Source organism: Pseudomonas sp. S2_F07 (assembly GCF_054668325.1).
The window spans coordinates 1,605,340-1,626,062 of sequence record NZ_CP162758.1 but is presented as its reverse complement, the minus strand read 5'-3'; the positions used below and the strand labels follow the sequence as shown (position 1 = coordinate 1,626,062).

The window sequence follows — 20,723 nt, the reverse complement described above, 5'->3', positions numbered from 1 at the left end:
TTTTGGCACGGATGTCGCTTTAGAGCTCCGGTCGCTTGACTCCAATAATAAAAAGGCCGAGCCATGTCACTCACCCTGGAGCACGTCAGCCGCACCGTCGAGGGCCAGACCTGGATCGACGATGCCAACCTGAGTTTTGAACCCGGTTCCTTCAACGTTTTGCTGGGACGCACCTTGTCCGGCAAGACCAGCCTGATGCGCCTGATGGCCGGCCTGGACAAGCCCGACAGCGGTCGCATCCTGATGAACGGCGTCGACGTCACCCAACGCCCCGTGCGCTTGCGCAATGTGTCGATGGTCTATCAGCAGTTCATCAACTACCCGACCATGACGGTGTTCGACAACATCGCCTCGCCGCTGCGTCAGGCCGGTGTATCCAGCGAGCTGATCCAGAACAAGGTGCTGGAAACCGCGAAGATGCTGCGCATCGAGAAGTTTCTCAAGCGCTATCCGCTGGAGCTTTCCGGCGGTCAGCAACAACGCACGGCCATGGCCCGGGCGCTGGTCAAGGACGCCGAACTGATCCTGTTCGACGAGCCGCTGGTGAACCTCGACTACAAGTTGCGCGAAGAGCTGCGCCAGGAAATGCGCGAGCTGTTCAAGGCGCGCCATACCATCGCGATCTACGCCACCACCGAGCCCAATGAAGCCCTGGCCCTGGGCGGCACCACCACCATTCTTCACGAAGGCCGGGTGATCCAGAGCGGCCAGTCCGCCTCGGTCTACCACCAGCCGCAAACGGTGCTGGCGGCGGAGCTGTTCTCCGAGCCGCCGATCAACCTGATGCCGGGACGCATTGCCGGCAACGAAGTGAGTTTCGCCAACTTCGTGCACTTCCCGCTGAACGTCGATCTGCGCCCGGTGGGTGAGGGCGAGTTCCGTTTCGGCGTGCGCCCCAGCCATATCTCGCTGGTGCCGAGCAACGACGACGACCTCGAATTGGCGGTGACCGTCGAAGTCGCGGAAATCAGCGGCTCGGAAACCTTCCTGCATGTGCGCAACGAACACTTCCTGCTGGTGCTGCACTTGCCGGGTGTCCACGAATACGACGTCGATGCGCCGATCCGCATCTACATCCCGACCCATAAACTGTTTGTGTTCGATACGCAGGGGCGGCTGGTCCAGGCGCCGGGCCGGCGTGTCACGAGGGTTGCCTGATGGCCGAAATCCGTTTGCAGAACCTCGCCCACAGCTACACCAAGACCCCGGCGGGACCGGAGGACTACGCGATCCGCGAGATGGACCACATCTGGGAGCAGGGCGGCGCCTATGCCTTGCTCGGTCCGTCGGGCTGCGGTAAATCAACCTTGCTCAACATCATTTCCGGGCTGCTCAGCCCGTCCCAGGGCCATGTGCTGTTTGACGGCAAAGCGGTCAACAACCTGACCCCGGAAAAGCGCAACATCGCCCAGGTTTTCCAGTTCCCGGTGGTCTACGACACCATGACGGTGTTCGACAACCTGGCCTTCCCGCTGCGTAATCAGGGCATGGCCGAGGCCGGGGTTCATAGCAAGGTGCAGGAAATCGCCGAAGTCCTCGACCTGCAGAACCTGCTGAGCAAAAAGGCCCGCAACCTCACCGCCGACGAAAAACAGAAAGTCTCCATGGGCCGCGGGCTGGTGCGTGACGACGTGTCGGCGATCCTCTTCGACGAGCCGCTGACAGTGATCGACCCGCACCTGAAGTGGAAACTGCGGCGCAAGCTCAAGCAGATCCACGAGCAGTTCAACATCACCATGGTCTACGTCACCCACGATCAGCTGGAGGCCTCGACCTTCGCCGACAAGATTGCGGTGATGTACGGCGGCCAGATCGTGCAGTTCGGCACGCCAAGGGAATTGTTCGAGCGCCCGAGCCACACCTTTGTCGGCTACTTCATCGGCAGCCCCGGGATGAACCTGATCGAGGTGCAGCCGCAACCGGGCGGTGTCGGTTTTGCCTCCACGCACCTGCCGCTGTCGGAAGCGATGCAGCAACGTATTGCCGAGTCCGGGTGGAAAACCCTGAAGGTCGGCATTCGTCCGGAGTTCGTCCATGTGTGGGACGAAGCCTTTGATGACGCGCTGCGGGCACAGGTCGTGCACGTCGAAGACTTGGGCACCTACAAGATCATGACCCTCGATCTCGATGGCGCGCCGCTGAAAGTGCGCCTGGCCGAAGACAAACCTGTGCCGCAAGGCACGGCCTACATCAGCTTTCCGGCGCAATGGCTGATGGTCTACGCCGATGAATTCCTGCTCGAAGCCAATGCCAACCAAGAGGCGCAGCCATGAACAAGGTGCACAACAACAAGGCCTGGTGGCTGGTGCTGCCCGTGTTCCTGCTGGTGGCGTTCAGTGCGGTGATCCCGATGATGACCGTGGTCAACTACTCGGTGCAGGACATTTTCGATCAGTCCAGCCGCTACTTCGTCGGCGCCGACTGGTACAAGCAGGTGCTGCTTGATCCGCGCCTGCACGACTCGTTGCTGCGCCAGTTCATCTACTCGGCCTGCGTGTTGTTGATCGAAATCCCCCTGGGGATTGCGATTGCCCTGACCATGCCGACAAAGGGGCGCTGGTCGTCAGTGGTGCTGATCATCCTGGCGATTCCGTTGCTGATCCCGTGGAACGTGGTCGGCACCATCTGGCAGATCTTCGGCCGGGCCGATATCGGTCTGCTGGGGGCGAGTCTCAAGGCCATGGGTATCAGCTACAACTATGCGGCGAACACCATGGACGCCTGGGTCACCGTGCTGGTGATGGACGTCTGGCACTGGACCTCGCTGGTGGCGCTGCTGTGCTTCTCCGGACTGCGGGCGATTCCGGATGTGTATTACCAGGCGGCACGGATCGACCGGGCTTCGGCCTGGGCGGTGTTCCGGCATATCCAGCTGCCCAAGCTCAAGAGTGTGCTGCTGATCGCCGTGATGCTGCGCTTCATGGACAGCTTCATGATCTACACCGAGCCGTTCGTGCTCACGGGTGGCGGTCCGGGCAATTCCACGACCTTCTTGAGCCAGACCCTGACGCAAATGGCGATCGGGCAGTTCGACCTCGGTCCGGCCGCCGCATTCTCGCTGGTGTACTTCCTGATCATCCTGTTGGTGTCCTGGCTGTTCTACACCGCCATGACTCACTCCGACGCCAACCGCTGAGGCCCGCCATGAGCAAGAGAAAGCTGATCCCACTGCTGCTCTACATCCTGTTCCTGCTGGTGCCGATCTACTGGCTGTTGAACATGTCGTTCAAGAGCAACGGCGAAATCCTCGGCGGCCTGACACTTTTCCCACAGGACTTCACACTGGCGAACTACAAGGTGATCTTCACCGATCCGAGCTGGTACACCGGCTACATCAACTCGGCGTACTACGTGAGCCTGAACACGATCATTTCCCTGACCGTGGCCTTGCCGGCGGCCTATGCGTTCTCGCGTTATCGCTTCCTCGGCGACAAGCACCTGTTCTTCTGGCTGCTGACCAACCGCATGGCGCCACCGGCGGTGTTTCTTTTGCCGTTCTTCCAGCTGTATTCCTCGATCGGGCTGTTCGACACCCATATCGCCGTGGCCCTGGCCCACTGCCTGTTCAACGTGCCGCTGGCGGTGTGGATTCTCGAAGGCTTCATGTCCGGCGTGCCCAAGGAAATCGACGAAACCGCCTACATCGATGGCTACAGCTTTCCCAAGTTCTTCGTGAAGATTTTCATCCCGCTGATCGGCTCCGGCATCGGCGTCACGGCGTTCTTCTGCTTCATGTTTTCCTGGGTCGAACTGCTGCTGGCGCGAACCCTCACTTCGGTGAACGCCAAACCGATCGCAGCGGTGATGACCCGTACCGTCTCGGCATCCGGCATTGACTGGGGCGTGCTGGCGGCGGCGGGGGTGTTGACCATCCTGCCGGGCATGCTGGTGATCTGGTTTGTTCGCAACCACGTGGCCAAGGGCTTTGCCTTGGGCCGGGTATGAGGAACTGATGATGGAATGGATGAGTTGGACCGTCCCCACGGCGGCATTTTTTGGTGTCATCGGCTTGATCCTGGTGGGCATGACCACCTGGGAATTGCGTTCGCCGAGTGTGCTTCGGCGAGGTTTTCTACCGATTGCCACCACCCGTGGCGATCGGTTGTTCATCGGTCTTCTCGGCAGCGCCTACCTGCATTTGCTGGTAATCGGCGTCACCGACTGGAGCATCTGGGTCGCCTTCGCGATGTCCCTGGTGTGGCTGTTGGCTGTGATGCGTTGGGGCTAGTCGAATCGCTCGGCAATGTTGCTCCGAAACTTAAACAGGAGGTCTCTATGTTCGACAAAAACAATAAGCTGCGACATAGCATTTCATTGGCAGCCATGCTGGCACTCAGCGGTTTGAGCGCGTCTGCCTGGGCCGATGCCTATGAAGACGCCGCGAAGAAATGGATCGGCGCTGAATTCAAGCCATCCACACTCACGGCCGATCAGCAACTCGAAGAGCTGCAGTGGTTCATCAAGGCGGCCGAGCCGTTTCGCGGGATGAGCATCAAGGTGGTGTCGGAAACCATCGCTACCCACGAGTACGAGTCCAAGGTGCTGGCCAAGGCCTTCACCGAGATCACCGGGATCAAGCTGACCCACGACCTGCTGCAGGAAGGCGACGTGGTGGAAAAGCTGCAGACCCAGATGCAGTCGGACAAGAACATCTATGACGGCTGGGTCAACGACTCGGACCTGATCGGTACGCACTTCCGCTACGGCAAGACCGAATCGATCACCGACCTCATGGCCAACGAGGGCAAGAATTTCACCTCGCCGACCCTCGATATCAAGGACTTCATCGGCATCTCCTTCACCACTGCGCCGGACGGCAAGATCTACCAGTTGCCCGATCAGCAGTTCGCCAACCTGTACTGGTTCCGCGCCGACTGGTTCGAACGCGCGGACCTGAAGGCCAAGTTCAAGGAAAAGTACGGCTACGAACTCGGCGTACCGGTGAACTGGTCGGCCTATGAAGACATCGCCAAATTCTTCAGCGAAGACGTCAAGGAAATCGACGGCAAGCGCGTTTATGGGCACATGGACTATGGCAAGAAAGACCCGTCCCTGGGCTGGCGCTTCACCGATGCCTGGTTCTCCATGGCCGGTGGCGGTGACAAGGGCTTGCCGAACGGTTTGCCGGTGGACGAGTGGGGTATCCGCGTCGAGGATTGCCACCCTGTGGGCTCCAGCGTGACCCGTGGCGGCGACACCAACGGTCCGGCGGCCGTGTTCGCCACCACCAAGTACGTGGACTGGATGAAGAAATACGCGCCACCGGAAGCGGCGGGCATGACCTTTTCCGAATCAGGTCCCGTGCCGTCCCAAGGCAACATCGCCCAGCAGATCTTCTGGTACACCGCGTTTACCGCCGACATGACCAAGCCGGGTCTCGCAGTGATGAACGCCGACGGCACACCGAAATGGCGCATGGCGCCGTCTCCACGCGGACCGTACTGGGAGGAGGGGATGAAGCTGGGGTATCAGGACGTGGGTTCGTGGACGTTCATGAAGTCGACGCCTGAGAAACAGAAACTGGCTGCGTGGCTGTATGCGCAGTTCGTGACCTCGAAAACTGTGTCGCTGAAGAAAACCATCGTCGGCCTGACGCCGATCCGCGAATCGGACATCAACTCGCAAGCCATGACCGACCTGGCGCCGAAACTCGGTGGCCTGGTGGAGTTCTACCGCAGCCCGGCCCGCGTGCAATGGACCCCGACCGGGACCAACGTGCCTGATTATCCTCGCCTGGCGCAGTTGTGGTGGAGCCATATCGCCGAAGCCGCCAGCGGCGAGAAAACCCCGCAAGAAGCGCTGGACGGCCTGGCCAAGGATCAGGATGCAATCATGACCCGTCTGGAACGCTCGAAGGCACAAGCCACCTGCGCCCCGAAAATGAACCCCGAGCGCGACGCGCAATACTGGTTCGACCAGCCGGGCGCACCGAAACCGAAACTGGCGAACGAGAAGCCTAAAGGCGAGACCGTGAGCTACAGCGAGCTGCTGAAATCGTGGGAGGCGGCGCGTAAGTAAAGTGATTGGACTGTAAAAGGCGAACGGCACCGGAAGGTGCCGTTTTTGTTGCTGCCTGTTCCTCCGTCATCGCGGGCACCTCACTCCCCGATGAGCAACTATTCGTCGACTTTTGGAAAGCCCAGTCGAAACACCGTCATCGTTCCCGGCAAACTCTGCACCTGTGCCACGCCCTGATGCAGGCTCATGATCGAGCGCACAATCGCCAGCCCCAGTCCGGTACTGCCCTGCGCGCGGGAGCGGCTGCTGTCGACCCGGTAAAAACGCTCGAACAGGTACGGCAAATGGTGCGCTTCGATGCCCGCGCCGGGGTTGCTGACCAGCAGCGAAACGTTTGATGTCCCTTGTTCAATCAGCAGCGAGACGGTTTCCCCGGCGGGACAGTGGCGCAGCGCGTTAGACAGCAGATTGGAAATCGCCCGTTGAATCATCAGCCGGTCGCCCAGCACCCGAGCGCTGCCGACCACACTCAGATTGATGCGCTTTTCCTGCGCCGACAGGGAAAACAGATCGGCGACTTTCAGCGCTTCATCCTCCAACTCGATCAACTCGAAAGGAGCGAGCGCCGCGGGATGACTGACCTGCGCCAGAAACAGCATGTCGCGGACGATCCGTGCGACACGCTCCAGCTCTTCAATGCACGACACCAATACATCTTTGTATTCCTCGCTCGTACGCTCACGGGACAGTGTCACCTGCGCCTTGCCCATCAAATTGTTGATCGGCGTGCGCAGTTCATGGGCCAGGTCATCGGAGAACTGCGATAGCTGCTGCACACCGTTGTCGAGGCGATGCAGCATGAAGTTGATGCCTTGCGCCAGTTCGCTCAACTCCTGCGGCATATTCACCACCGACAGTCGATGATCAAGATCCTGGGTCGAAACCATCGCCGCCACTTTGCGAAACTCGCGCATTGGAGCCAGGCCTCGTTGCACCGCCGCCCAGGCACTCAAGCCAATGAAGATCAGCAGCAAAGGCAACGCCATCAGCGTCGAGCGCAGATAGGCACTGAGCAATGCCTGATCGTGGGCATTGTCCATCGACAGCAACACCGGGACACTGGTGCCATTCTTGAGGCGAATCAGCTTTGAGAGGGTGAGATATTTCGCGCCTTCAGCGTCGGTGCTGTCGCTGTAGGTCAACTGGTCGACAGTCGCTCGCAACGCTTTGAGTTCAGGGCGCGGATCGACCATGCCGGTGCCGGACTTCAGCAGCGGGGAACGCTGGTTGCTTCGGTCGTAAATGGTCAGCGTCAGGTTGTCGTGTCCCATGACCTGATCGAGCAGAATATGCGGCTTCGAACTGATTTCACCGGGGTCGGTGTACAGCGACAGGCTGTGTTCAATCTGCTCCATCTTGCTGGCCAGACTGTCCCGGGACAGCGTATTGAGCTCATGGGTCAGGGCGAAGTAGGCCAGTACAGCGAGGAACATCACCAACAGTGCTCCAAGAATACTCATGGTCAGCCCCAGCCGTAGCGACAGGCTTGCCGGCTTCATTCCCGAGCCTCCAGGACGTAACCGACACCACGCATGGTGTGGATCAGCTTGCTGTCGAACGGATCGTCGATTTTCGCCCGCAGACGCCGTATCGACACTTCCACCACGTTGGTGTCGCAGTCGAAATTCATGTCCCACACCAGTGAAATGATCTGCGTGCGGGTCAGCACTTCGCCGGACTGACGCATCAGCAGATGCAGCAGGGCGAACTCCTTGGTGGTCAGGTCGATGCGTTGCTCGCCACGAAAGGCGCGGTGGCGACCCGGATCAAGTTCCAGATCGGCGACTTTCAGAACCTGCGGTACCGGGATGTTTTCGCTGCGGCGCATCAGTGTGCGTACCCGTGCGAGCAGTTCGGGAAACTCGAAGGGCTTGACCAGGTAGTCATCGGCACCCAGGTCGAGACCACGAACCCTGTCGGCCAGACGACCGCGAGCGGTGAGCATCATCACCCGGGTGGAGTGCGTGCGGCGCAGTTGCTCCAGCACGTCCCAGCCATCCAGTTTCGGCAGATTCACGTCCAGGATCACCAGGTCATATGCCTGTTGTTGCGCCAGATGCAATCCATCGGCACCGGTGGCTGCGTGGTCAACGACATAACCACTTTCCGTCAGGCCCTGATGCAAGTATTCGGCAGCTTTAAGCTCGTCCTCGACGACAAGGATTCGCATGATTAATCACCACTTGTATTTAATGGTTAAGTAACTAAGTCGGTCGAGAAAAGTTGTTGTTTTTGATAGGGCTTCCAGACGGGTTATTGACAGGCGGTGTTGTGAGTTTCAGATTTCCTAGTGAGGGTTTCACTGGTTGTGGGGGCGCAAGGTAAAGGTTGTAGTGGCTACAGAGTCAATTGTTGACTGAGTCTCGAGCCCTGAAATCGGCCCTCTGCGACACCCTGACGCAGCGCGCGAGGCCAAAATACTCACCCGATTCATGAGAGGTGAACGGAGACAAGTACTGTTTTTTGGATAATGCCCTTGTATTTGTTTCCATGTGTTTCTATATCAAGGTGAACACTTCGCATCCTAGAGCAAAACAACTTCCATAAACCGTGGATAACGGATTTGTAATCTCTCAGTCACCTTGTCGATAAGTTAAAAACTCTACCGTGATGGAATTCTTGATTTAAAAAGGAAGTCTTCCATTGCCCGGTTTAAGAGAACTGACGGCGCGATCACGCCTGAAAAGAATGGCAAGGGCGGTGACCGCCAGCTGCTTTTTACTGCTGGCGGGCGCGGATCTTGCGCAAGCATCGACACTGACCCTTGAGCAAGCCCTGCAAACAGCATTTGCCGGCAACCCCGAGCTCGCGGCAGCGCAATGGGAAATCGGTATCTCCGAAGGCGACCGCAAGCAGGCCGGGCTTATCCCCAACCCCGAGGTGTCATGGGAGGCGGAAGACACTCGCCGCGATTCACGCACGACCACAGTGATGCTCAGCCAGCCGATCGAACTGGGCGGCAAACGCGGCGCACGAATCGATGTTGCCAGCCGCGCGCAGGACGCCGCCGGAATCGAGTTGGAGCGCAAGCGCAATGCCCTGCGCGCCGATGTGATTCAAGCGTTCAACAGCGCTCAAACGGCGCAGCAACGCTTGCAGTTGTCCCGTCAATCGCTGCAACTCGCCGAGCACGGTTTGCGCGTGGCCCAAGGGCGGATCGAGGCCGGTAAATCATCGCCGGTCGAGGGCACTCGGGCGCAAGTGCAACTCTCCGAAGTGCGCCTGGAACTGAGCCGCGCGGAACGCGATCAGGCCAATGCGTATCAGCAATTGGCGCAGGTCATGGGCGCACCGTTGCCGACATCGACCGTCGTGCAAGCCATGACGCAAAGCATGCCCGGCGCGCCACCGCCGACCCGATTAATCGAGCGCCTGAATGAAACCCCTGAAATGCGCCTGGCCAAGTTGCAGATCGATCAGCGCGAAGCATCGCTGGCGCTGGAGAAGTCGCAACGCATCCCCGATCTGACGGTGAGCATCGGCAGCCAGTACAGCGAAACGGACCGCGAGCGAGTCAACGTGGTCGGGCTTTCGATGCCGATTCCGCTGTTCAACCGCAACCAGGGCAACGTGCTGGCGGCCGCGCGTCGCAGCGATCAGGCGCGGGATCTGCGTAACGCCACGGAGCTGCGCCTGCGCACGGAAATCCGGACCACCCTCGAGCAATGGCAGACCGCCAATGGCGAACTCAAAGCGTTCAACCAGACAATTCTGCCCGCCGCACAAAGTGCGGTCGACAGCGCCACCCGTGGATTCGAAATGGGCAAGTTCGGCTTTCTCGACGTGCTCGACGCCCAGCGCACGCTGATCAGCGCCCGCAGCCAATACATCCAGGCGGTCAGCGAAGCGACAGACGCCCGGGTACGCATCGAACGTATCTTCGGCGACCTTGCCGCCAGCCCTTGAATTTCATTTTTTTGATTACTGCGCGACGACACGGCGCAGAGGAGTTTGCATGGATAAAAAACTGATCGTTGTCGCGCTGGCGACTATGGCGCTGGGCGTCGGAATCGGCTCGATGTGGCCGGGCAATTCAGCCATCGACGTCCACGCCGATGAAGCGGCGGAACACGCCGATCACGCCGAAGAGGGCGCAGCCGCCGACGGTGGACTTGCTGAAGGCGAAGAGGGACATCTGGCGTTGAGCGCCGAACAGATCGCCGCAGCCGGCATTCAACTGGTGCAGGCGCGGGCGCAGAACATCAGCCTCGGCTTGCCGTTCCCCGGCGAAGTGCGCTTCGACGAGGATCGCACGGCTCACGTGGTGCCGCGCGTTCCTGGTGTTGTCGAGTCGGTATTGGTCAATCTCGGGCAATCCGTGAAGAAGGGTCAGCTGTTGGCTGTGATCACCAGTCAGCAGGTCTCCGATCAGCGCAGCGAACAGGCCGCCGCGCAACGGCGCCTGGCGTTGGCTCGCACCACCTACGAGCGCGAGAAGAAACTGTGGCAGGACAAAATCTCTGCCGAGCAGGATCTGCTTCAGGCGCGCCAAGCGTTGGAAGAAGCTGAAATTGCCCTGACTAACGCCCGGCAAAAAATCAGTGTACTCAGCGGCAGCGTGGTTGCCACCGGCGGTAATCGCTACGAATTGCGCGCGCCGTTCGACGGTGTCGTGGTGGAAAAACACCTGACACCCGGGGAGGTGGTCGATGAAACCACCGCGGCTTTTACGCTTTCGGATCTGTCGCGAGTCTGGGTGACTTTCGGCGTTTCGCCCAAGGAACTGGACAAGGTGCAAGTGGGCAAATCCGTTACCGTCAGCGCTCCGGAATTGAACGCCGAGGTTGCCGGCACCGTGGCCTACGTCGGCAGTCTGCTCGGCGAACAGACCCGCACCGCCACCGTTCGCGTCACGTTGGAAAACCCGCAAGGCTCCTGGCGTCCGGGCCTGTTTGTCACTGCACTGGTCGTCACCGACAGCCGACAGGCGAAAGTCGCCGTACCGGAAACCGCCATCCAGACCATCGAGGACAAACCCACGGTGTTCGTGCGGACCGACGATGGCTTCAAGGCGCAAACGGTGGAGCTGGGAAGCCGCGCGGCAGGTTTGGTGGAAGTCACCCAAGGGTTGGGGCAGGGCGTGCAAGTCGCGGCTGCCGGCAGCTTTGTTCTCAAATCGGAAATGGGCAAAGCCTCGGCCGAGCACGCTCACTAGCGCCTTCCAGTAAAGCCCACCGATCCGCCCCTCGACGAGAAAGTTCTCATGTTCGAACGCCTGATCCAGTTTGCCATCGAGCAGCGCATCATCGTGCTGCTCGCCGTTCTGCTCATGGCCGGCGTCGGTATCGCCAGCTATCAAAAATTGCCGATCGACGCAGTGCCCGACATCACCAACGTCCAGGTGCAAATCAATACCGGCGCCGCCGGGTTCTCGCCGCTGGAAACCGAGCAGCGCATCACCTTCCCGATTGAAACCGCCATGGCCGGTTTACCGGCGTTGGAGCAGACCCGTTCGCTATCGCGTTCGGGGCTGTCGCAGGTCACGGTGATTTTCAAGGACGGTACTGATCTGTTCTTCGCCCGCCAACTGGTCAACGAGCGTTTGCAGATTGCCGGGGAGCAGTTGCCCGAAGGTGCGGAAGCGGTGATGGGGCCGATTTCCACCGGCCTCGGCGAGATTTTTCTGTGGACGGTGGAGGCGCAGGATGGGGCACTCAAGGACGATGGCACGCCCTACACACCGACAGATCTGCGCGTCATTCAGGACTGGATTATCAAGCCGCAGTTGCGCAACGTCCCCGGTGTGGCCGAGATCAACACCATTGGCGGTTTCGCCAAGGAATACCAGATCGCGCCCGACCCGAAACGGCTGGCGGCGTACAAGTTGACCCTGGCTGATCTGGTCAAGGCGCTGGAACGCAACAATGCCAATGTCGGCGCCGGTTACATCGAGCGCAGCGGCGAGCAGTTGCTGATTCGCGCGCCGGGGCAAGTCGCGAGCACCGAGGACATTGCCAACATCGTCATGGCCAATGTCGATGGCACGCCGATCCGGGTCCGCAATGTCGCGACCGTGGACATTGGCCGTGAACTGCGCACCGGTGCTGCCACCGAAAACGGTCGCGAGGTGGTGCTCGGCACGGTGTTCATGTTGATCGGCGAAAACAGCCGTACCGTGTCGCAAGCCGTCGCCAGCAAGCTGGAGCAGATCAACCGCTCCTTGCCCGAAGGCGTGATTGCCGTCCCGGTGTACGACCGCACGCATTTGGTCGACAAAGCCATCGCCACGGTGAAGAAAAACCTGGTCGAAGGCGCGATTCTGGTGATCGCGATTCTGTTCCTGTTCCTGGGCAACATCCGTGCGGCGCTGATTACCGCGATGGTGATTCCGCTGTCGATGCTGTTCACCTTCACCGGGATGTTCAGCAACAAAGTCAGCGCCAACCTGATGAGCCTCGGCGCCCTGGACTTCGGCATCATCGTCGACGGCGCGGTGGTGATCGTCGAAAACACCCTGCGCCGACTGGCCCATGCACAGCAACATCACGGGCGTTTGCTGACGCGATCCGAGCGTTTCCATGAAGTGTTCGCGGCGGCCAGGGAGGCGCGTCGACCGCTGATTTTCGGGCAGTTGATCATCATGGTCGTGTACCTGCCGATCTTCGCCTTGAGCGGCGTCGAAGGGAAAATGTTCCATCCGATGGCGTTCACCGTGGTCATCGCGTTGCTCGGCGCCATGCTGTTGTCGGTGACCTTTGTCCCGGCCGCGATCGCGCTGTTTGTCACCGGCAAGGTCAAGGAAGAAGAGGGCGCGGTCATGCGCGGCGCGCGGCAGGTTTATGCGCCGACACTGGCCTGGGTGATGTCCCATCGCGCCGTGGCGGTGGGTGCGGCACTGGGCGTGATTGTACTCAGCGGCGTGCTGACCAGCCGCATGGGCAGCGAGTTTGTACCGAGCCTCAGCGAAGGCGATTTTGCCCTGCAAGCCTTGCGCGTGCCTGGCACGAGCCTTACGCAATCGGTGGACATGCAGCAGCGTCTGGAAACCCTGATCCTTGCAAAAGTGCCGGAAGTCGAGCGGGTGTTCGCCCGCACCGGCACCGCCGAAATTGCCTCCGATCCGATGCCGCCAAACATCTCCGACAGCTACGTGATGCTCAAGCCAAAAGACCAGTGGCCGGACCCGGGCAAGTCCCGCGAAACCCTGATGGCCGAACTGCAACAAGCTGCCGCGACGCTGCCGGGCAGTAACTATGAGCTGTCGCAACCGATCCAGTTGCGCTTCAACGAACTGATCTCCGGCGTGCGCAGCGACGTGGCGGTGAAGGTATTCGGGGATGACATGGCGGTGCTCAATGCTACGGCGACGAAGATTGCCGCGGCCATGCAGAAGGTAGAGGGGGCATCGGAGGTGAAGGTCGAGCAAACGACCGGGTTGCCAGTGCTGACCATCAACATCGACCGTGACAAGGCCGCGCGTTACGGGCTCAACGCCGGCGATGTGCAAGACACCATCGCGGTGGCGGTCGGTGGGCGACAGGCGGGCACGTTGTACGAAGGTGACCGGCGTTTCGACATGGTGGTGCGTTTGTCCGATGCCATGCGCAAGGACATCGACGGTCTTTCGACGCTGCTGATTCCAGTGCCGGCACCGCTCAACGCTGCTGCCAACCAGATCGGTTTCATCGCGCTCAAGGACGTCGCCAGTCTCGATCTGGTGTTGGGGCCGAATCAGGTCAGCCGCGAAAACGGTAAACGGCTGGTGATAGTCAGCGCCAACGTGCGCGGGCGGGATATCGGTTCGTTCGTCCAGGAAGCAGGTGAGGTGATCGAACGGAATGTGCAGACCCCGGCCGGTTACTGGACCAGTTGGGGCGGGCAATTCGAGCAGTTGCAGTCGGCGGCCAAGCGTTTGCGGATCGTGATACCGGTGGCATTGCTGCTGGTGTTTGGTCTGTTGTTCATGATGTTCAACAACCTCAAGGACGGCTTGCTGGTGTTCACCGGGATTCCTTTCGCGTTGACCGGCGGCGTCATAGCGCTGTGGCTTCGGGACATTCCGCTGTCGATCTCGGCGGGCGTCGGGTTCATCGCGCTGTCCGGGGTGGCGGTACTCAACGGTCTGGTGATGATCGCGTTTATCCGCAACCTGCGCGAGGAGGGGCGCTCACTCTTTGACGCGATCAACGAAGGCGCGCTGACACGACTGCGGCCGGTGTTGATGACGGCGCTGGTGGCGTCCCTGGGCTTCATTCCGATGGCGCTGGCGACTGGCACCGGGGCGGAAGTACAGCGGCCACTGGCGACGGTGGTGATTGGCGGGATTTTGTCTTCGACCATCCTGACGCTGCTGATATTGCCTGCGCTGTATCAGCTGGCGCATCGACGTGAAGAGGAAGTGACACCCGTTGAATAGATATCCCCTGTGGGAGCGAGCTCCCACGGTTTTTTGTATCCCGATCCGAAGAACAGCTCGCACATGACGGATATGTAATTTCGGCGCCACCGTCACGAAAGGTTCGGATTGTTACCTTGATCCCATCAGTTAATCAAACGAGGAATCAAACATGAAACGGGTACAACTGGGTGCGTTCGCGGCGGCATTGATGATGTCTTCTCTGGTGATGGCGGAAGGTGGTGGCGACAGAACCTTCGAAAGAATGATGGCCGCCAATGGCCGTTCGATGGAGCTGTTTGTTGCCAAAGAGCAGTCACGTGATCCCGTCGTAGTGAATGAGGAAAAGGGCGACAGGGCTAACGACCTGTAAGCGTGTCGCACTTGAGCAAGCCCGTCATCGCAGGTCGATGGCGGGCTTTTTTATGGATTTTTTGAAGGAGATGGCTATGAAAGCAAGTCAGTTGATTGCGTTTCTCGGGGTGACGACGATGTCGATGAATGTGCTGGCGGAAGGTGGCGGGGACAGGACATTCGAGAAAATGTTCAGTGCAAACGCTCAAGCCATGGAGCAGTACGCGGCCAACCTGGGCAAACCGGCGCCGGTGGTGGAAGACTATCGATACGGCATGACCCTGGATGTGGTGAAAGTCGTGAGCGTTGTGCGACCTGCGAAGGGGTGTACCGTGGTTCCGGCTGCGATGACTTTTGAAGATTCCCGGGGGCAACTCAAGACACTCAGGTATCTGGAGGCGGGGGAGTGTCGTAAACAGGGTGGATGACATCCTGTTCGATGCAGGTGCACATTGTTTATTTCAGGAAAAAAGCCCGGATGATTTCGCGGCCGACGATTATCGTCGTTTCAGCCCGCGCTTCCAGGGCGAAAACTTCGCGAAAAACCTGCTGCTGGTGCAACAGGTACAAGCGCTGGCGGCAGAAAAAGGCGTGACGGCGGGCCAACTGGCGCTGGCGTGGGTGCTGGCCCAGGGTGACTGCCTGATTCCGATTCCGGGCACCAAGCAACGTAAATACCTGGAAGAAAACGTGGCCGCACTGGAGGTGACGCTGAGTGGCGAAGAACTGCACACGCTGGAAGCGATCTTTGCGGCCAATGCCACCGCAGGCCTGCGTTTCCGGAAGAAGTCATGAAACTGCTCGACCGCTAAGGGTTGCCGGCCCGTTCGATGAACCGGGCGGGCCGTGCAACACCGCGTCAGGCCTTGGCCGGCAGACCATTTCCCGATCGCAAAAGCAAGATCAAAAGATCGCAGCCTTCGGCAGCTCCTACAGGGGAACGCGTACACCACCATACAACGAGGTCGAGCGTTAGCTCGCCTCGCGGTGCTGTTGCGGTGCACGCCCCTCGAGAGGCCGAGCGCAGGTTCTGCGCAGTGGGCAAAAGCGTTTGGTTACTTGGCGCTTTTCCAGGTAACCCGCTGTAAAAGCGGAACCATAGGAGGCCGTTACCGCAGAAATGGATATGTACACCACCAATAAAATACTCCAGCCAGGAGGCCGCCATCGCCAGCAAGCCGTCTCCTACAGGTATCGGTGTTCCCCGGAATTGCGTGAAGAACCAAAAAAAGGCGTCCCGAAGGACGCCAAAAGATTCACCTTTTACCAAAGGAGCAAGGAGCTTCTAAAGGTGAATAGGGGCAGTGCCAGGTTAGAGAACGGCCAACGGATACTCGACAATCAGCCGGACTTCATCCAGGTCCGATTCGAACGCTGTGGCGCGGGTAGTGGCCTGGCGCAGGCGCAGCGACAGATCTTTCAGCGAGCCGGTCTGCACCACGTATTTGACTTCGATGTCGCGCTCCCAACGTTTCTGATCGGTCAAAGGGTTGCCATCGGCATCGCGGCGCATGTACACCGAGTTGGCGTTGGAATAGTCGGCTTCGCTGCCACGGGCGTAACGGGTCATGAACGACAGGCCCGGAACGCCGTAGGTGGTCATGTCGAGGTCGTAGCGCGCCATCCAGGAGCGCTCCTTGGGCGCGTTGAAATCGCTGTACTGGATGGAGTTGTCGAGGAAGATCGAATCGGACTGACGCAGATAATCGAAGTCGTCGTTGCCGTTGTTTTGCTGGTGCGACAGCGCAATGGAGTGCGCTCCCAGTTTTACACCCACCCGACCGCTCCAGATATTGTTGTCGAACTCGCCGAGTAGTTGTTTCCCTTCGTCTACCGCCTTGTAATAGTTCAGACCACCAAACAGCGACAGGTCGTCCGTCAGCGGGTAAGTCCATGCGGTACCTGCGTAGTACTGATTCCAGACATCCTTGAGGCGGCTGGAGTACAGGCTGAAGCTGAGGTTTTTGTTCAGTTCATAGTCGCCGCCAAAGTAGGCGATCCAGGGTGAATTGACCGGGCCGCCATAGAAGGTCTCGAAATTCTCGTTCATGTCGCTGGAAACCGGCTGGCTCATCGCGTGCAGGCGTCCACCCTGTACCGTCAACCCGTCGATGCTGCTGTTGGTCGCGGTGATGCCCTGGAAGCTTTCGGGCAACAGCCTGGAATCTCCCGCTGCGACGACCGGGGTGGACGGGAACACATCGCCGACTTTTATCTCCGTGTCGAAGGCGCGCACTTTGGCGGCGCCACCGATCTTGGTGTATTCGCCCTGCGCCTCGCCGTCACTATTGACTGGCAGCATGTCGAAGGAGCTTCGGCCACCGTTGCGACCGTCGCCGGTATCGAGTTTCACGCCGATCATCGCAAATGCATCGACGCCCACCCCGACGGTGCCTTGGGTGTACCCGGATTCGAATTTGCTGATGATCGCGTGCGCCCAGGTTTCGGAGTATCCATTGCCGGTGGGGCTGGACTGGCCTTTGCGGTAATCACGATTGAAGTAGAAGTTGCGGTTGAGCACCGTCAGGCTGCTGCCCTCGATAAAGCCCTCGGCCTTATCTTGCGCAAACACCATGGACGGTCCGGAGACGACCGCCACCGCTAAAGCGGCCATCGACATTTTTAAATTGTTAACCATTTATCACTCCTGGGGTTCGGCAGAACGGGAACGTGCGTCGGCGTGGGTTTTATTGTTCGACGGAGAAGGCCCGCCGGCATGGTCGCCGAGTGACATCGTTGCAAGCTGCGGATAACGCCAAGGTGATGGGGGAATTACAATTTCGTCATGTGGGCAGGCGGACTCAGTAAGGCAAGGCAAAATCCCCCAAACGCAAAAACGGCACCCGAAGGTGCCGTCTTTTGGTGGTATCTCTTGATCCAGACAAAGCTCAAGAGATCGAGTCCTCCGGGCAGACTGTTCGGCTACCGCTGATTCAGTCTCGGGCAACACGCTTGAGCGCATATCGCACAGCCTTGAGCATGGGGGGGGCGAACGCGTTGTGCCCGGCATACAGCAGTCGGCAATCAAGATTCAAACGCTGTCGTAGCCAGCGCACACTGGCCATGCCGAAGGCGTCCCTGACTCCCTGCATCAGCAAAGTGTTTCTATCCAGGGTCAACTCTTCGTTGGCTGGTGTGAAGCAGTATTGCTGCATGTGGTAATGCAGCTCCAGGCGTATGGCGCGAATGGCTTCGTCGTCGACGAAATCCTCAAGGGTGTTCCGGCCAATGGATTGTCCTGTCTGTTGCAAAAGGGCTTGTAACCATTGAATGGCCGCGTGGCGCTGCTGTAGCGGACAGCCCTCGCAGAGTATCCGGAAGATGTCGCGTAGGGAATGGCTTGCATGGCAGCCAGTGAGTGTCGACAGTCCGTGGTTAAGCATTTGTTCGTAGGCACTGACATTATCGGCGAAAGGCACGAAAACCGAGACCAGTGTGGTTTTCAGCAGGGTGTCGCGATAGCGCTGCTGGTACTGAATTGCCAGCCAGCTGCCCCAGGAAACCCCCAGCAGACTGATTTTTTCGAAGTCCAGATGCTGACGTAACCCATCGATGTCTTCTACTGACAGTCCGCAGGTGTTATCGCGGAGCTCGCCATGGGGGAGGGAGCGTCCACACCCGCGTTGATCGAAGAGAACGACGTCGAAGCACTCCAGGTCGAAAAACTCAAGGTGTTCATGCCGGCAGCGACCGCCTGGGCCGCCGTGGAGGAAAAATACCGGTTCGGCTCCCGGTGTTCCGTGACGCTCCCAATACAGTTGATGGCCGTCGCCGGTTGGGTAGTATCCGTTTGTTTGGAGAGTGCCGGTCATGAAGTCGGGACCAGCAAACGATAGAACTGGAACAGTTCTGTCTGGCCGGAGCGTGCCGCCACGCTGGACAACAAATGCAGGTGGTACTGCTGGGCCAGCCAGGGTACAGGAATCAGAACAGGGGTATGACCGAAGATCAGGAGGTTGCCGCCGGGCTTTACGCAGTGCACCAGGGAGCGGAAAGCGGTGTGAGCGTCGCTGCGGGTCAGAACTTCGGCATTAAGAAATCGAAGGATAAGGACGTCGCATTGAATGCCGCAAATGGCGGCGTCGCTGGAGTCGAGCAGGCGAAATTCGACTGGCGATGTCACGTGGCGGTTTTTTGCATACGCAATCATCGAGGCCGAGCGATCGGATGCCAGAAAGCGATAGTCGGTGAGTTCCCGGGCCAGATGGGATATGAACTCGCCGGTGGAGCAGGCCGGGTCGTAAATTACTTGCCCCTTCATTGGCATTGTCTTGAGCAGTTGGACGCAATGGTCGCGAAAATGCGCTTCGTCTGCGTTCAGTTGTGTGGCGAGGACCTCGTTGCACTGCCAGAACTCGTCAGGACAGACCGCTTCCTGATTCGAGTCGTCACATAACGGAAACGGGAAGTTAACCTCGCTATCAGATAGCGCCAGTGCGGTGTCGAAGGCCTTGGTTTTTTCAGCCAGGGTCGCTGTTCGAAAGTAAATTGATACACCTTCGTTACTCCACTGCCACTGGACGAGAGGCCCAAGCAACATGAAAGGGGTGAGCACACTGCTCAGGTGCAACCGCTGGTGTGCGTCACGTTGCAGGGTCTTTCGGCCAACCCAGTCACGACCTTTCACTCGTAGAAAAAATAGATGATTCAGGCTGGCGCCCGCAGGCTCGACGTAGCAACCCATGGTACCGGATTGGATGACGTGCCTGGCCAGGCCTTGAGCCAATGCCACCTCTCGGTCGGGAGTAACCACCGTTGGAGTATTCATGCGCATGTCGCCTGCCGGTTTTTTTCCAGGCGTCGACCCCGGGACTGGGGGATAACAACATTGCCGCTGGAAACAATGAAAAAGCGCTCCAGACCGGGAATGACTACGTTGACCAGTGTGGTGCCCAAAGCTGTTTGATGAAGAGTAGTTACACCTAATGTCCGTCCGTGACGTTGCAGGTCTTGCAGCAACTGGTCGATTTGCTCGGTCAATGGTCGTTCATCCCACGCGTCGGGCAGCACCACGCTATGTTGGGGAGACAGTAGCGACGGGGTATGGAACTGCGAGCAGCGCAACAGACGGGGAAAGCGCTGTAAATGTCGCTGTGCATTGATCAGGTGTTGCCGATATTGCGACTGCGACTGCGACACGGCGTGATGCAGTTGTACCAGTTCGGTCAGCGCACGCCAGGCACCATGCCGTGGGTCAAGGGAACAACCCGTACCGTACAGGCTGATGTGGGTGTCTGGCGTTGCTGGGAAAGCCAGGAATGTTCGTGCCTGGAATTCATTGCTGATTTCCAGCAACACGATTTCTGCGCCAATCTCCCTTTCGGCATCGGTCCACAAACGGCCGAGGATATCGCTTTGACGCAGGCGTGCAACCCGTCGCAGAGGTGGATGATTTTCATAGTAAAAGTGGTTCAGCAAAAATAAAGAAACGGCATCCCGTTCAATGCATTCGTTGGTGGCATGGAGTAATGCTTCGTTGTAACTCGCTCCGATCGCCGTACCACTGTTACTTGAATATCGGCGCAGGGCACAATAGTTGGCATTGTCCTGTTCAAATGCCCGCTCTGGATAACCTGGCAGAGTCAGTGCTATCGGGTAGTGAAAGTGAGTGTCTTGCAAGGGGCATTTATAAGTTCGGCAAGCGATCCAGGTGTCTTTTTGGTCGCAAACAAGCTGCAGTACTGAGTCATCGTTAAAAAGCTTTGTTTCTGTAAAGTATTGCGCAGTTGCAAAGTGAATGTCTTTAGCGCTCAGATCTTCCGTCCAATAGTGCTCGAGGGCTTCATAGAGTGCGCCGATCCGAGCCTGGTCCGGATAGCCTTTGCCGGCGCCACAGATTGGTTCATGCGTGTTGCTACCGAGACTGGCCAACACCGAGACAACTTTACGTCCTAGTGTGCGGATGCTGGGTTCGAGCCCCAAAAAGCGCAGTTCGGCGAGAATGCGCTTTTGTGCCTCGTCCGCTGACAGTTCCCGTTCGGCAATCCTTGTCCTGTCCATTGTTTTTCCTCGTGAG

General features: G+C 58.9%; 17 protein-coding genes and 1 pseudogene. 12 read left to right on the top strand and 6 right to left on the bottom strand.

Features of this window, described 5'->3' with window-relative positions; genetic code table 11:
* Nucleotides 1-63: 63 nt before the first annotated feature.
* From AB4O40_RS07365 to AB4O40_RS07340, 6 genes are read left to right on the top strand one after another with little or no spacing between them, the layout of a single operon-like run.
* On the top strand, nt 64-1,158 hold the full coding sequence (locus tag AB4O40_RS07365) for an ABC transporter ATP-binding protein (protein WP_056724104.1): 1,095 nt from the start codon (nt 64-66) through the stop codon (nt 1,156-1,158).
* Nucleotides 1,158-2,273: an ABC transporter ATP-binding protein gene (locus tag AB4O40_RS07360; protein WP_460055220.1), complete on the top strand. Its 1,116-nt coding sequence runs from the start codon at nt 1,158-1,160 to the stop codon at nt 2,271-2,273. The genes AB4O40_RS07365 and AB4O40_RS07360 overlap by 1 nt, the downstream gene beginning before the upstream one ends.
* Nucleotides 2,270-3,136: a carbohydrate ABC transporter permease gene (locus tag AB4O40_RS07355; RefSeq protein ID WP_056724107.1), complete on the top strand. Its 867-nt coding sequence runs from the start codon at nt 2,270-2,272 to the stop codon at nt 3,134-3,136. Before AB4O40_RS07360 ends, AB4O40_RS07355 begins: the two co-directional genes overlap by 4 nt.
* 8 nt (nt 3,137-3,144) lie before the next feature.
* A complete protein-coding gene (locus AB4O40_RS07350) occupies nt 3,145-3,945 on the top strand; it encodes a carbohydrate ABC transporter permease (RefSeq protein WP_056724109.1) in 801 nt (266 codons plus the stop codon).
* Between the two features lie 10 nt (nt 3,946-3,955).
* The gene (locus AB4O40_RS07345; RefSeq protein ID WP_032829366.1) at nt 3,956-4,228 is read left to right on the top strand and encodes a DUF2160 domain-containing protein; all 273 of its coding nucleotides are present in this window, start codon (nt 3,956-3,958) and stop codon (nt 4,226-4,228) included.
* Nucleotides 4,229-4,275: 47 nt separating this feature from the next.
* Nucleotides 4,276-6,018, top strand: a complete 1,743-nt coding sequence (locus AB4O40_RS07340) for an ABC transporter substrate-binding protein (RefSeq protein WP_223542416.1) — start codon at nt 4,276-4,278, stop codon at nt 6,016-6,018.
* 98 nt (nt 6,019-6,116) lie between these two features.
* Here AB4O40_RS07340 and AB4O40_RS07335 read toward each other — a convergent pair whose 3' ends face one another.
* Entirely contained in the window at nt 6,117-7,517 is a 1,401-nt protein-coding gene (locus tag AB4O40_RS07335) for a heavy metal sensor histidine kinase (protein WP_056724113.1), read from the bottom strand.
* On the bottom strand, nt 7,514-8,188 hold the full coding sequence (locus AB4O40_RS07330; RefSeq protein WP_056724115.1) for a heavy metal response regulator transcription factor: 675 nt from the start codon (nt 8,186-8,188) through the stop codon (nt 7,514-7,516). The genes AB4O40_RS07335 and AB4O40_RS07330 overlap by 4 nt, the downstream gene beginning before the upstream one ends.
* Nucleotides 8,189-8,661: 473 nt before the next feature.
* Here AB4O40_RS07330 and AB4O40_RS07325 point away from each other — a divergent pair, with 473 nt between their 5' ends.
* From AB4O40_RS07325 to AB4O40_RS07300, 6 genes and pseudogenes are all read left to right on the top strand, one after another.
* On the top strand, nt 8,662-9,924 hold the full coding sequence (locus AB4O40_RS07325; RefSeq protein WP_223542414.1) for a TolC family protein: 1,263 nt from the start codon (nt 8,662-8,664) through the stop codon (nt 9,922-9,924).
* A 49-nt stretch (nt 9,925-9,973) separates the two neighbouring features.
* A complete protein-coding gene (locus AB4O40_RS07320; RefSeq protein WP_223542413.1) occupies nt 9,974-11,173 on the top strand; it encodes an efflux RND transporter periplasmic adaptor subunit in 1,200 nt (399 codons plus the stop codon).
* A 48-nt stretch (nt 11,174-11,221) separates the two neighbouring features.
* Complete coding sequence (locus AB4O40_RS07315; protein WP_460160139.1) at nt 11,222-14,374, top strand: efflux RND transporter permease subunit; 3,153 nt, start codon at nt 11,222-11,224, stop codon at nt 14,372-14,374.
* Between the two features lie 151 nt (nt 14,375-14,525).
* Nucleotides 14,526-14,726 carry a co-regulatory protein PtrA N-terminal domain-containing protein gene (locus tag AB4O40_RS07310; RefSeq protein WP_056724124.1) on the top strand — a complete coding sequence of 67 codons (201 nt, stop codon included), beginning with the start codon at nt 14,526-14,528 and terminating at the stop codon, nt 14,724-14,726.
* Nucleotides 14,727-14,802: 76 nt separating this feature from the next.
* Nucleotides 14,803-15,135 carry a DUF2790 domain-containing protein gene (locus AB4O40_RS07305; protein ID WP_409078844.1) on the top strand — a complete coding sequence of 111 codons (333 nt, stop codon included), beginning with the start codon at nt 14,803-14,805 and terminating at the stop codon, nt 15,133-15,135.
* A gap of 40 nt (nt 15,136-15,175) precedes the next feature.
* Nucleotides 15,176-15,519 (top strand): annotated as a pseudogene (locus AB4O40_RS07300) (aldo/keto reductase); the annotation flags it as partial.
* 500 nt (nt 15,520-16,019) lie between these two features.
* On the opposite strand, the gene AB4O40_RS07295 reads toward AB4O40_RS07300, so the two are convergent.
* The 4 genes from AB4O40_RS07295 to AB4O40_RS07280 form a co-directional block, all read right to left on the bottom strand.
* Nucleotides 16,020-17,345, bottom strand: coding sequence for an OprD family porin (locus AB4O40_RS07295; RefSeq protein WP_056723858.1), 1,326 nt, complete (start codon nt 17,343-17,345; stop codon nt 16,020-16,022).
* A 295-nt stretch (nt 17,346-17,640) separates the two neighbouring features.
* Complete coding sequence (locus tag AB4O40_RS07290; protein WP_056723856.1) at nt 17,641-18,519, bottom strand: alpha/beta fold hydrolase; 879 nt, start codon at nt 18,517-18,519, stop codon at nt 17,641-17,643.
* The gene (locus tag AB4O40_RS07285; protein ID WP_056723854.1) at nt 18,516-19,475 is read right to left on the bottom strand and encodes a class I SAM-dependent methyltransferase; all 960 of its coding nucleotides are present in this window, start codon (nt 19,473-19,475) and stop codon (nt 18,516-18,518) included. The genes AB4O40_RS07290 and AB4O40_RS07285 overlap by 4 nt, the downstream gene beginning before the upstream one ends.
* The gene (locus tag AB4O40_RS07280) at nt 19,472-20,707 is read right to left on the bottom strand and encodes a YcaO-like family protein (protein WP_414912936.1); all 1,236 of its coding nucleotides are present in this window, start codon (nt 20,705-20,707) and stop codon (nt 19,472-19,474) included. Before AB4O40_RS07280 ends, AB4O40_RS07285 begins: the two co-directional genes overlap by 4 nt.
* Nucleotides 20,708-20,723: the final 16 nt, after the last annotated feature.

Bases quoted from the DNA above. Each gene is read 5' to 3' on its own strand.
- AB4O40_RS07280 (WP_414912936.1), bottom strand. From the start codon at position 20,707: ATGGACAGGACAAGGATTGCCGAACGGGAACTGTCAGCGGACGAGGCA.
- AB4O40_RS07310 (WP_056724124.1), top strand. From the start codon at position 14,526: ATGAAACGGGTACAACTGGGTGCGTTCGCGGCGGCATTGATGATGTCT.
- AB4O40_RS07365 (WP_056724104.1), top strand. From the start codon at position 64: ATGTCACTCACCCTGGAGCACGTCAGCCGCACCGTCGAGGGCCAGACC.
- AB4O40_RS07350 (WP_056724109.1), top strand. From the start codon at position 3,145: ATGAGCAAGAGAAAGCTGATCCCACTGCTGCTCTACATCCTGTTCCTG.
- AB4O40_RS07355 (WP_056724107.1), top strand. From the start codon at position 2,270: ATGAACAAGGTGCACAACAACAAGGCCTGGTGGCTGGTGCTGCCCGTG.
- AB4O40_RS07305 (WP_409078844.1), top strand. From the start codon at position 14,803: ATGAAAGCAAGTCAGTTGATTGCGTTTCTCGGGGTGACGACGATGTCG.
- AB4O40_RS07345 (WP_032829366.1), top strand. From the start codon at position 3,956: ATGGAATGGATGAGTTGGACCGTCCCCACGGCGGCATTTTTTGGTGTC.
- AB4O40_RS07320 (WP_223542413.1), top strand. From the start codon at position 9,974: ATGGATAAAAAACTGATCGTTGTCGCGCTGGCGACTATGGCGCTGGGC.
- AB4O40_RS07335 (WP_056724113.1), bottom strand. From the start codon at position 7,517: ATGAAGCCGGCAAGCCTGTCGCTACGGCTGGGGCTGACCATGAGTATT.
- AB4O40_RS07285 (WP_056723854.1), bottom strand. From the start codon at position 19,475: ATGAATACTCCAACGGTGGTTACTCCCGACCGAGAGGTGGCATTGGCT.
- AB4O40_RS07315 (WP_460160139.1), top strand. From the start codon at position 11,222: ATGTTCGAACGCCTGATCCAGTTTGCCATCGAGCAGCGCATCATCGTG.
- AB4O40_RS07360 (WP_460055220.1), top strand. From the start codon at position 1,158: ATGGCCGAAATCCGTTTGCAGAACCTCGCCCACAGCTACACCAAGACC.
- AB4O40_RS07340 (WP_223542416.1), top strand. From the start codon at position 4,276: ATGTTCGACAAAAACAATAAGCTGCGACATAGCATTTCATTGGCAGCC.
- AB4O40_RS07290 (WP_056723856.1), bottom strand. From the start codon at position 18,519: ATGACCGGCACTCTCCAAACAAACGGATACTACCCAACCGGCGACGGC.
- AB4O40_RS07330 (WP_056724115.1), bottom strand. From the start codon at position 8,188: ATGCGAATCCTTGTCGTCGAGGACGAGCTTAAAGCTGCCGAATACTTG.
- AB4O40_RS07295 (WP_056723858.1), bottom strand. From the start codon at position 17,345: ATGGTTAACAATTTAAAAATGTCGATGGCCGCTTTAGCGGTGGCGGTC.